We start from the raw sequence: 10,945 nt of genomic DNA on the forward strand, positions 1-10,945 counted from the left end.
AGAAACAATTTCATTATTATAAATGTCTTGCACGACAGAGAGATAGCGAAATCCATCTTGGATTCGTAAATATGTAATATCTGTAACGAGCGCTTCATTTTGTTTTCGATTTTTAAATTCACGGTTTAAAACATTTGGAAAAGTATTCGAATAATTCCCTCTAAAGAAGCGTCGCTTCTTACGAATAATAGATTGAATGTTGAGCTCACTCATTAATCGATAAACCTTTTTATGATTTACAAAGAAACCTTCCTCCTGTAAAGCTATTTTCATACGTGGATAGCCGTATTGTTTGTACTTCAGGTGGATAGATTGTATCACTTTTTTTAATTGTTGATCCGCTTCTGATCGTACATTTTTAGCTGTTTTCGCACGGATCCATTTATAATAACCCGCGCGATGTACACCTGCGAATTTAGTAAGCCAAGTGATCGGATATTTCATTTTTAACGATTCAATGATACGATACCGCTCCTTGTGCCTCAGTGCACCTCCCTTTACAGATTTGGATAACGCTTTTTTAAATATGCAACCTGTGCCTTGTAGTAGTCTCTCTCTTCCTCCACACTGTTAAAATGGACACGTTTCCCTTTTAGTGGATTAGGAATACCTTGAGTTCCACTATTTTTTCCACGAGTATCTGTAATATCACCCAATTCTTTATATTTTTTCACCCAATCCTTAAGTTGTGTAGAGCTCCTGATATTATATTGCTTAGCTATAGCTTGATAACTGCCTTCTCCATTTAAATAACTTTGAACAGCTGATAGTTTTAATCCATCTGAATACGTATTGAATGTTGTACCTTTTTTAACCACGAAAAATCCCCTCCAAGTAATAGTGTAACATCCATGTATGTACATGGTCTTTTTACACTGTCTACTTAAAGGGGATAATACCAGAACTCGGTCTTATCTATGACATAAGGAGAAACACATAGGGTGATAACCATCACTTTTTTATCATATTACATTAATTATTAATTTTGAATATTATAACTAAAAATAGTGGCAATATCCATATTGGGAAATTTATTACTAATTTGTTTGTACAGTATCAAAAGGTACACCTTTTGGTTCACTTTTCATTACTATGTATTCAAATATCTAGTGAGTCCTTGGTATGTCTATAAAAGTATACCTTTACAGATATATAGAACCCTATAAAAAATCACGTCTATAAATGTCTATTTTAAACTTTACAGATATCTGTTTATTTTATATACATTTACAGACATGATTGTTATAATTATCAATGAGGTGTAGCATATGAAACATAAAAAATTTGGATATGTGCGAGTTTCGAGTAAAGATCAAAACGAAGAACGGCAAATTCAGAATATGAAGGATTTAGAGATAGAAGAACGAGATATTTTCATAGATAAAGAATCTGGAAAAAATATGGAGCGAGAGAATTATCAAATGCTAAAACGTCTTGTTCGTACAGGAGATACCATTGTGTTTGACTCCTTGACAAGACTTGGAAGAAATATGAATGATACATTGGAAGAATTTAGATATTACGAAAAGCATAAAGTAAATTTACAATTTATAAAGGAACCATACATTAACGTCAATTACACTGGAGAAAGTACAAATGATGTTATTCAGAGCGCAATTCAAAAAGCAACACTGACAATATTATCTGCCTTTGCAGAAAAAGAGCGCATTGATATTAAACAACGTCAAGCTGAAGGAATTGCTCTTGCCAGAAAACAAGGTAAACGTTTAGGACGTCCGCCTGTTGAAATAACAGAAGAATTCACGGATGCTTACAAGGAATGGAAATCTGGTTCAATTACAGCAGTAGGAGCCATGAAAAAGTATGGTATCAAACGTTCTTCATTTTATAAACTTGCTAAACAGTATGAAGAAAAAATAAAATAATAATTTGTCTTATTAACATTATCTTAAAAGGAACTTGTAGTGATTGCTACAAGTTCCTTTTGTTTTTCTAATTACTTTATTATGAATAGAAATTAGCTCAATATCCTGTTTTAAGTTCCTTAGTGTACATGGAACCGGCTTTTAAAGTACGTTTATACCGATTATCATGAAGCATCTTGGCTATTGTTTTCACAGTTCGATAATAAAGTTCTTGCGTAAGCTTCTGAAGAACTCTTAACATAATCTTTATTAACGTAAAAAATCCACAATAGTAAAAACAAACAATTCATTAATATAGACAACCAGATTTTTAACGGAATAGCTAATAAATTTAAACTATGACTTTGGTATGCAGCAAAAATATTTATTAGAATTGCTATAACACAACATATAATTCCTAAGAATTTAATACCTAGTAAATTTCGACTAAATCCATAATTAATATTATCTTGTAAAAGATGGTCATTGTCTCTTGTATTCTCAATAAGCCATTTTATAGCTGAATTATATTGATGCTCATAATAATCGGGCTTTTCTAACTCTTGTTCTGCCGTTGGCATTTCTATACCCGGAACATTATTCTGTAAATATATATGATATCTTTTCTTTGTAACAGGATCTATACTATTGTTGCTATGTCGAAGCATACGGGTAGAAGGAAAATTTCCCCATTCCTTTAGTAACTTTGTTTGTACCTTTTTTCCTCTTTCTCTACATATTTTGGCTAAAAAAAATAAAATAGCTACTATAAAAAGTATTAGATAAAAACTTCCACTCATGCTTATAAGCTCCGGATACCAAATGAGAACAGTAATAGCTATGGGTAGTAAAACAAGAAAAGCAGGGAAAACCCTAGCCTTTAATTCGTATTTACTAAATATGGACAGCAGTTCTTCCAACTTTATTCTCCTCCACACATATTTTTCTTTAGCTCTATATGTTTTTACAATTTTAACGTCCCAACATAGTGATCCAATGAATTGTGTTCTTCATTTTCTAAAAAAAGTACATCATAATTTTCATTTGATACATAAACATGTACTTTTTCGCTTATACACTCAAGGGTAATCTCCCCAGCTAAGTTTTGTGTTATAGTATTATAACCTTTATAATAATCTAGGTATTCCGAAGGAGCTTCTCCTAGAATAATAAGTTTAGGTTCTAATTTGTTCAATATTTCTTTAGGTACTTTTCCACTTTTTCTCCCATGATGTGGTGCAAATAATATATCAGTTTCTCCCCATTCAACTTCATCTTGAATTTCATCCATAAAATCCGTTTCTAAATCACCCATCCATAATACTTTCACACCATTTTCTAAACTATATTTTAAAATTGCTGAAATATTATTTGGACTTTCTCCATTTTTCGCTTTTTCCAATGCATCTTGAAATATTTCATTATCTATTTTGGGCCATAAAATATTAATTCCAGAACTTCCCCGTTTTTCATCACTTTGATTCATCCATTTTCGTCTGCCACCTTGTTCAAGATAATAGACTTTATCAGAATCCCTTAGTTCACAGTACTTTTTAAAATCAACAGTTTCATCTTTTTTTGTTGCTTCATTTTTAACACAATAAAAGTTTACAATCCCAATTCTTTCATCAAGGTATGAAAGTCCACATATATGATCTTCGTCAGGATGCGTTGATATAAATCTAGTAAGTTCTTTATCTCGAGAGGCATTTATAATTTCATCTACAATATCCTCTCTATTATCATCGGACATATAACAATCTATAATGCTAAAATTATCAGAGTTGTGTCTTATATAAAACATATCCCCATTACCAACAGCAAATGATTTTATAATACTCATATTCTGCCACTCCATCCATGATATTTATAATTAAACATTCGAAATATTTAATTTCAATGTTAATTATACACAAAATTTTTCCAACTGAATATTTTTATATTAATCTTCAATATTAATTGAATTTTATTATTATTCCCCTTTATATTCTGTTACTTTTTGTCGAACGAAAATTGGATAAATCCAACCAATTTGTCTTGCAAACAAGACAAATTGGTACTACAATTTACTTAACAAAGCAAAGGAGGGATCTATTACAAGTAATGGATGAAATCAAAAACGGAAAATTGAGTGAACCTCTATTTTCTGTTTATACAACAAGAGAGGCTGAACAATTATGGGGACTTGCAGAGAATACCGTGAATAAATGGTGTAATCGAGGAAAGTTCTCTGAGAACGAAGCAAGGAAGAGCGGGAAAGTCTGGTTAGTCACACGTGACGGCATGAATAGACTGACTCGTAAATAAACATGAAAAAGCCCCCCCACCACCAAGCAGGGAAGGGCTTTTCCAGGTAAACTACTATAAAAGAAAGGTTGATTCTAGATGGCAAATACCTATCTAAAAACTCCTAACAGCAAGTATATTTTACCACATTTAACGACAAAAGAAAAAATGAACCTTACTATAAAAAGTGCGTTAAATAAGCGATATGACGCCATTTGTGAATGGTTTGGTATAGATAATTGTATTGTCTCGCAAATCTGGTTCTTCGGTACATTTAGACTATCCACTTTTATGATTGTTGTTACATATTTAATTGCCGGATTTCTCTATGGATTCTAAACAAACATTGAGGAGGAATGGATATGATAGCACAAAAACCAAAACGTGGTGAATTCTATATTCATAGAAAAGATGGTCGAGTGTATCAGGTTTTAGGAAATGCAAAGATGTTTGAACAAGAAAATCAAGATCTCATCATTTTAAAGCGTATGAAAGATGGAATGACTGTCACATTAAGCGCAGATCTGTTCGTTCTGTATATAAAAGCACATAAGTTTTCAAAGGATAAAGAAGTACTGGGGTCTGTGTAGCAATGGAACCAAATCACGCAATAAGCATTAGCGGACATTAGAAATCCTATATCATGTAGAAATATAGGATTTCTATTCTATTTTACTCCATTAAACGATCTTCTTTATATGTTAAATTACGCAATCGGCCATCTTTTATTTCTTCAGGAAGTATAAATGAATAACGCCCTACTATATTGATATGTTCATGTCCAAGTGGGGACAGCCTAGCAATATCATTATCATTATCATCCAGAGTATGACCGCGATTTCGGAGAACTTGTAGGGCTGATTCCATATAACGAGTATTCCACACTACAATCGCATTTACGACTAACCCCAGTGCACCCAATTGATCTTCTTGGCCTGCTCGATAAGCTTGATGAAGCTCTCCCCGCTTTCCATAAAATACAGCCCTAGCTAAACTGTGTCTTGCTTCTCCTCTGTTTAATTGCGTTAGAATTTTCCGACGATAGTTTTCATCATTTAAGTATAAAAGCAAATAACGTGTCTTAAAAATCCGTCCAAATTCTCCAATTGCTCGCCCTAACATGGTAGGTTTTCCATTCTGTTGCAATGCTTGGATAAGATGAGTTGCATTGACTTTATTTAATGAGAGAGAGCCAGCAACTCGAAGCATGTCTTCCCAATGACGATGTATCAAAACTTCACGAATACGCCCTTTAGATAAGGGATTTAGAATTCCATAATCTGATATGGCATCAAAACGCCAGAGACGTGATTCTCCCACATCAGCTAATCGTGGGCTAAATTGATAACCTAATAATCCAAAGAGTCCAAAAATAATATCACTATAACCAGCTGTATCTGTCATGATTTCTTTTGGCTGTAAACTCGTATCTTGTTCTAACACACATTGAAGTAAATATAAAGAATCATGAATGGTTCCTGGAATCACAAGGCCATGAAGGGTTCTGTTGCAAAGTTAAAAAAAGCAGAAACAGGTATTGATAAACGAGGGAAACTATTTAGGCAGTGACTAGTAATTTGTGTAATTCCTTGTACGTTGAAAAACCGCAGTTTGGCTGTAAACTGCGGTTTCGTTTATATATAGCATGAATGGTTTCGATTCCTTTCAAAGTACGTGAAGCATGACGAAGATTTTGAAATCCTGCCGATTTGGAAAAACGTCGCTTGATATGTCTATGATCCTGTTCGATGAGATTATTGAAATGCTTAACGGTGCAATGTTTCGTATGCACATAAAAACCGTTATTTTTCAGTTTTTTGAACGCACAAAGTAGGGCAGGAGCCTTGTCTGTTGTGAGTACCGTTGGTTCTCCAAAAGCTTTCACTAACCGGTTCTGTTGCAAAGTTTCTTAACAGATAAAAAGTTGGTATGATTGCAGATGGATTTTATGCAATCGTTAGTAATTGTTGTAATTCATTGTACGTCGAAAAAACGAAGTTTGGTTGTTGCAAACTTCGTTTTCGTTTATATAGAGCATGAACGGTTTCAATGCCTTTCAAGGTACGTGAAGCATGACGAATACTTTGAAATCCTGCAGATTTGGCAAAACGCCTTTTTACATGTCTATGGTCTTGTTCGATGAGATTGTTCAAATGTTTGACTGTACAATGAGTTGTACGTTTATAAAAGCCTTGTTCCTTTAATTTTTTGAATGCACAAAGTAATGCTGGTGCTTTATCTGTTGTTAGAACCGTTGGTTCTCCAAACGTTTTCACTAACCTTTTTATAAAGGTATATGCAGCCTGATGATCCCGTTTTTTACGAAGTTGAATATCCAATGTGTATCCTTCTTTATCAATTGCACGGTACAGGTAACGCCATTCTCCTTTGACTTTTATATAGGTCTCATCCAATTTCCAAGATAGTTCTATGCTTTTATTTTTCTTCTTCCAAATTTGATAGATAAGGTTTCCATATTCATGAACCCAGCGCATGATGGTTGTAGGATGAACTGAAACACCACGTTCATTCAAAATTTCAGAGACATCACGATAGCTTAAAGAAAAGCGACAATAGTAGCCAACGGCTACCAAAATAATATCTTGTTTAAATTGCTTTCCTTTAAAATATCTCATGTATGATTCTCCTCACTCTGTTTTGCAAAAGTTTAGCTTAGTTTTAAAAACTTTGCAACAGAACCGCACGTCGAGTAATAAGAGATTTTAGAAATAGTTCTAATGAAAGTATTTTGATTGAAATGGAAAACTACATTTCACAAGGTAGGCGGGGCTATCTTGAAATGCTAAAGACCATTAAACCGAATTCGGACATCATTGTGGATGGCACACTATCAGTATCTAAAGTTGGAGATAAAATATACGAGGTAATTTCAAGTCGATAGGACCAATTACATAGGGTGCAACGTTAATGTTCTAACGGGCTTTTTATGAATAAGCAATAATAGTTTATTCATTTCCCTAAGTGCATTAAAATGGAAAAAATCCCTGCTTTTTGATTGAAATCAGGGATTTTTGCTATGTTTAATGACTATAGTTTATTTTAGAAACACTACACTACATTTAATTTTTAATGTAAGATACTTCACTATATACTATAGCATATTGTTTTTCTCATACGCATTTAAGGCATTTACACCGTGACTCAAGGCTGCTCCGGCTTTTACTGCAGATGCAACGATAATTGCCTCCAAAACCTCTTCCATAGTTCCCCCATATTTCTTATACTTGTTTACATGAACATCAATACAATAGGGACAACCAGTCGTATGAGCCACCGCAATCGCAATAAGTTCCTTTGTTTTCGTTGGTATTAATCCAGATACAAACGCTTCCTTCTCAAATGTTAAAAAAGCTTTTGAGGATGCTGGTGCCATTTTTATAAGCTCATTAATTCGTTTTAAATAAGAATTTCGATAAAGAATATCGTCTCCTTTGTAAAGACCGTTTAGATTTTCCATGGGGATCTTCCTTCCTTAATGAATATTGTCCCCATTATCATATAATCTGAAAGAGGAGGATTTCTGTAACTATATCACAGAAAACGGCTAAATTTTTGTTGTAGAGCCTTTCGTTGGATGTTTACGATTTTTCCGCGATGTAAAGTAAGAAGTCCCTCCTTCTCGAACTTCTTTAGTGTTCGGCTAACAACTTCCCGTGCTGTACCTAACTCAATAGACAACTTCTCGTGGGTTATGATTATCTCGTCGGAATACAGAGAGGTATGTTTAATGAGATAATCTGCAATCCGATCGTCTATCCCTTTAAAAGCAATCTCTTCTACAAGCTGAGTCACAGTTGACATTTTACGAATAAATAATCCGTATATAAATCTGCTTAACGAATCGTATGTATGTATCCAGTTCCGAAAAGTTTCGGCCGGTATGATTAAGGCTTCAACATCACTTTCGACTGCGGCAAAAGCCTCATAATCTAAATCACCCAATATGCTAGCTATCATCATTAAACAAACGCCGCCGCTCTGAACCCGATAGAGGGTTATCTCCCTGCCATTTTCTCCAACCCTATAAATGCGTACACAGCCATCCAAAATAAAAATAGCATGGTGTAAGCGATGCCCCCTTGCAAAAGCTACAGGAGTGGTTGGAACTTGCACTATAGAAATATCAGTTCTATTCCATTCCGTAGCTTCAATAGAGGACAGGCAAGGGAAACATTTTATAACTTGATTTAGTTTACTGATCATTTGTTCCTCCTAATCTTTATTAAATCCATGTTTAAACGACTTTATGGTAAATTAAACAACTTTTTTGTTGCTTAACGGATTAATAAAATAATACCAGAAAGGGTGGATTTCTTTTTTTCTAAATGCTTCTATATTGTAATTTTTCTGGTACAAATTCGAAATATGGTATCACAATCATATGTATCTAGAGAACCTAGAAATCTATATGGATGGTGAGATATATGAGTCAATATCAAATGTTGGGCTCTGGTGCAAAAACTCTAAAGCTCTTGCAAGTAATCTCTTAAACTTGGACATACTGATAATATTACTCTAAAAGGGGTACGGAAACGATTCTGGGTATGAGGGGCCACTCTGGGATTTAATTACAAATCAAAAAAGAACTTTATTCAAGTTCTTTTAATCTACGATATAGGGGTCACACGACCGAAAAAAGAAAATTGTACGTTAAGGAATATTTTTACATATTGTTAAGAAATAAAAAACACAGGGAAAATGATTTTCCCTGTGTTTTTTATTTCTTCTTTATTCTATTTTTTCGTAATGGACGTAAGTTTTCAAAATTCACTTTTTGATTTAAATTCCAAATATAATCACCAGTAAGTGCAATATGTTCCCAGCCTAATGGAGAGATGTGTTGAATATATTCCTCTGGAATATGAATGCCATTATTCCGCAATGTTTCAATTGCAAGAGAGATATAAGGGGGCTCAGGTGTTTTTTCCACTGAGCTCCTAATGGGGTTATATGGTAATAAAATATAATACATCAATAAATTTCGAATATTTTTTTTTGAAATTTACAGGCTTGTAGGATATACCCTTGATATATATACATATGTGATAGAATAAAAAGCTTATTGAAACTTGCATTTCCTCATGAATTCTACATGAAAGAACTTTTAAAAAAACATTTATAACTTGAATTTTTTAGTATTATTCTCACTAGGATGTTATAAGAAGAGCTATTCCCTTTCTTTATTCCCTTTTTTTGAAGTTTAATTGATTGATTTTTTGGAAAAAAATTCTTAAAATTCCATTTATAAATTGACTGTATACCTTTTTAGGATTAGAATCATTTATGGATAATAATTATCCATAAATGATTCTGTTGTAAGGATGGTTAATTTATGCGCATAAAATCTGGAATGGAACAAGCTGTTTATACTTTACTTTTGTTAACAAGAGTACCTGACCGTAATACTCTAACTTCCGAAGCAATAAGTGAACGTTTAGATGTATCCCCATCTTATTTGAAGAAGTTAATGAGATTACTGGTACAGGCCGGGTTAGTAGAATCAATAACAGGAACGAAAGGAGGATTTTCATTAGCAAGATCTCCAAAAGAGATTACTTTGTATGATATTTTCCAAGCAGTCGAAGGAAGAGGCGCTTTTTTTCAGGGAAAAGGCATGGCTCTGTCTGTTTTTGATTCAAAAGAAACTCATCCTCAAGAAGACTGTGTTTTAGCAAGGGTTATGAAAAAAGTAGAGGATAAGTGGGCTCAAGCTATGAGTGAAGAAACATTAACAACATTAATGGAGCAGATCGAAGAATTTTATGATGTAGAAAAAGTAGACGAGTGGATACGTGAGAAGACGTTGATAAACTAAAGTTTTCATAACACCGAATTATCACTTATTTCTACAGGTATACCATAATTTCTTTTAAAGGATTGTGAATTCTAATGCAATCCAAACGAAGCAAGAATAACAATCCTATTGAATTTATGTTATAAGCATTAGGATTGTTATATTAAATTAAAAATTCCAAAATGTATCACTGCCTTATCGTGTAAATCTCTTAATAGAATGGGTTATGTACATACATAATCCATTTCTATTCTCCTTACACTTTAATTGACCTTGTGTAATAAAATTTTTATAACTGAATGGAGGGTTTGATTAGAAATGAAATTACAACGTGCTGACAATATAAACATGGAAGCATCTAAGGTTGAAGTGCAACCATCCGCTAGCATTTGGAAACTTGTTATCCTGGCAATGGGATTCGTAATGGCAACCCTTGATACAACGGTAGTAAATGTGGCAATTGCAGATATTCAAAGCTCTCTTGAAATTAATCGGTTCTGTTGCAAAGATTTCTAAACTAAGATAACCTGTAGAAAAAGTGTGAGCAGGAGAATGATATATGGGGTATTTTAAAGGAAAACAGTTTAAAAAGGATATTATTTTGGTAGCTGTCGGCTACTATTGTCGTTTTTCTTTAAGCTATCGCGATGTATCTGAAATCTTGAAAGAGCGTGGTATTTCGGTTCACCCAACAACCATCATGCGCTGGGTTCATGAATATGGAAACCTTATCTATCAAATTTGGAAGAAGAAAAATAAAAACGTTCCATTATCTTGGAAACTAGATGAAACCTATATAAAAGTCAAAGGAAAATGGTGTTATTTATATCGTGCAATTGATAAAGACGGGCACACATTGGATATTCAACTTCGTAAAAAACGGGATCATCAGTCTGCCTATGCTTTTATGAAAAGGTTGGTCAAAACGTTTGGAGAACCAGCGGTTCTCACTACAGACAAAGCACCAGCATTACTTTGT

The 10,945-nt window shown here is 33.6% G+C and carries 14 protein-coding genes and 3 pseudogenes; 7 read left to right on the plus strand and 10 right to left on the minus strand.

Going from position 1 to position 10,945, the window contains the following annotated elements; genetic code table 11:
- Positions 1 to 444 (minus strand): IS3 family transposase (locus Y7E_RS0128425; RefSeq protein WP_017154565.1); only part of this gene is annotated, 444 nt, incomplete at its 3' end.
- Positions 445 to 497: 53 nt separating this feature from the next.
- Complete coding sequence (locus Y7E_RS0128430) at positions 498 to 818, minus strand: helix-turn-helix domain-containing protein (RefSeq protein WP_017149794.1); 321 nt, start codon at positions 816 to 818, stop codon at positions 498 to 500.
- A gap of 450 nt (positions 819 to 1,268) precedes the next feature.
- Here Y7E_RS0128430 and Y7E_RS0128435 point away from each other — a divergent pair, with 450 nt between their 5' ends.
- Complete coding sequence (locus Y7E_RS0128435; protein WP_017154566.1) at positions 1,269 to 1,886, plus strand: recombinase family protein; 618 nt, start codon at positions 1,269 to 1,271, stop codon at positions 1,884 to 1,886.
- Between the two features lie 164 nt (positions 1,887 to 2,050).
- Here Y7E_RS0128435 and Y7E_RS0128440 read toward each other — a convergent pair whose 3' ends face one another.
- Both Y7E_RS0128440 and Y7E_RS0128445 read right to left on the minus strand, forming a co-directional pair.
- Positions 2,051 to 2,785 (minus strand): hypothetical protein, encoded by a 735-nt coding sequence (locus Y7E_RS0128440; RefSeq protein ID WP_017154567.1) that lies wholly within the window; start codon positions 2,783 to 2,785, stop codon positions 2,051 to 2,053.
- Between the two features lie 44 nt (positions 2,786 to 2,829).
- Positions 2,830 to 3,708: a ComEC/Rec2 family competence protein gene (locus tag Y7E_RS0128445; RefSeq protein WP_017154568.1), complete on the minus strand. Its 879-nt coding sequence runs from the start codon at positions 3,706 to 3,708 to the stop codon at positions 2,830 to 2,832.
- A gap of 194 nt (positions 3,709 to 3,902) precedes the next feature.
- Here Y7E_RS0128445 and Y7E_RS0128450 point away from each other — a divergent pair, with 194 nt between their 5' ends.
- The 3 genes from Y7E_RS0128450 to Y7E_RS33845 all read left to right on the plus strand — a co-directional run bounded on the left by Y7E_RS0128450 (position 3,903) and on the right by Y7E_RS33845 (position 4,741).
- Complete coding sequence (locus tag Y7E_RS0128450; protein WP_237741422.1) at positions 3,903 to 4,172, plus strand: helix-turn-helix domain-containing protein; 270 nt, start codon at positions 3,903 to 3,905, stop codon at positions 4,170 to 4,172.
- A gap of 78 nt (positions 4,173 to 4,250) precedes the next feature.
- Positions 4,251 to 4,490 (plus strand): FHA domain-containing protein, encoded by a 240-nt coding sequence (locus tag Y7E_RS0128455; protein ID WP_017154570.1) that lies wholly within the window; start codon positions 4,251 to 4,253, stop codon positions 4,488 to 4,490.
- 23 nt (positions 4,491 to 4,513) lie between these two features.
- Positions 4,514 to 4,741 (plus strand): hypothetical protein, encoded by a 228-nt coding sequence (locus Y7E_RS33845; RefSeq protein ID WP_017154571.1) that lies wholly within the window; start codon positions 4,514 to 4,516, stop codon positions 4,739 to 4,741.
- Positions 4,742 to 4,823: 82 nt separating this feature from the next.
- On the opposite strand, the pseudogene Y7E_RS30635 reads toward Y7E_RS33845, so the two are convergent.
- The 6 genes and pseudogenes from Y7E_RS30635 to Y7E_RS0128485 all read right to left on the minus strand — a co-directional run.
- Positions 4,824 to 5,651: pseudogene (locus Y7E_RS30635) on the minus strand (Tn3 family transposase); the annotation flags it as partial.
- A 58-nt stretch (positions 5,652 to 5,709) separates the two neighbouring features.
- A pseudogene (locus Y7E_RS32415) lies at positions 5,710 to 6,042 on the minus strand (DDE-type integrase/transposase/recombinase); the annotation flags it as partial.
- A 55-nt stretch (positions 6,043 to 6,097) separates the two neighbouring features.
- Entirely contained in the window at positions 6,098 to 6,787 is a 690-nt protein-coding gene (locus Y7E_RS0128470) for an IS6 family transposase (RefSeq protein WP_017150282.1), read from the minus strand.
- 476 nt (positions 6,788 to 7,263) lie between these two features.
- Positions 7,264 to 7,629 (minus strand): carboxymuconolactone decarboxylase family protein, encoded by a 366-nt coding sequence (locus Y7E_RS0128475; protein WP_017154573.1) that lies wholly within the window; start codon positions 7,627 to 7,629, stop codon positions 7,264 to 7,266.
- A 74-nt stretch (positions 7,630 to 7,703) separates the two neighbouring features.
- Positions 7,704 to 8,375 carry a Crp/Fnr family transcriptional regulator gene (locus tag Y7E_RS0128480; protein WP_017154574.1) on the minus strand — a complete coding sequence of 224 codons (672 nt, stop codon included), beginning with the start codon at positions 8,373 to 8,375 and terminating at the stop codon, positions 7,704 to 7,706.
- Between the two features lie 514 nt (positions 8,376 to 8,889).
- Positions 8,890 to 9,078, minus strand: a pseudogene (locus Y7E_RS0128485) (Tn3 family transposase); the annotation flags it as partial.
- Positions 9,079 to 9,504: 426 nt separating this feature from the next.
- Here Y7E_RS0128485 and Y7E_RS0128490 point away from each other — a divergent pair.
- The 3 genes from Y7E_RS0128490 to Y7E_RS0128500 form a co-directional block, all read left to right on the plus strand.
- Positions 9,505 to 9,987: an RrF2 family transcriptional regulator gene (locus Y7E_RS0128490; protein WP_017154576.1), complete on the plus strand. Its 483-nt coding sequence runs from the start codon at positions 9,505 to 9,507 to the stop codon at positions 9,985 to 9,987.
- Positions 9,988 to 10,284: 297 nt separating this feature from the next.
- Positions 10,285 to 10,482 (plus strand): hypothetical protein, encoded by a 198-nt coding sequence (locus tag Y7E_RS33850; protein ID WP_017154577.1) that lies wholly within the window; start codon positions 10,285 to 10,287, stop codon positions 10,480 to 10,482.
- Positions 10,483 to 10,525: 43 nt separating this feature from the next.
- A partial coding sequence (locus tag Y7E_RS0128500) for an IS6 family transposase (RefSeq protein ID WP_026049391.1) occupies positions 10,526 to 10,945 on the plus strand: 420 nt, incomplete at its 3' end.

The sequence above is a fragment of the Bacillus bingmayongensis genome (assembly GCF_000299035.1).
In the GTDB taxonomy this organism is placed as follows: Bacteria; Bacillota; Bacilli; order Bacillales; family Bacillaceae_G; genus Bacillus_A; species Bacillus_A bingmayongensis.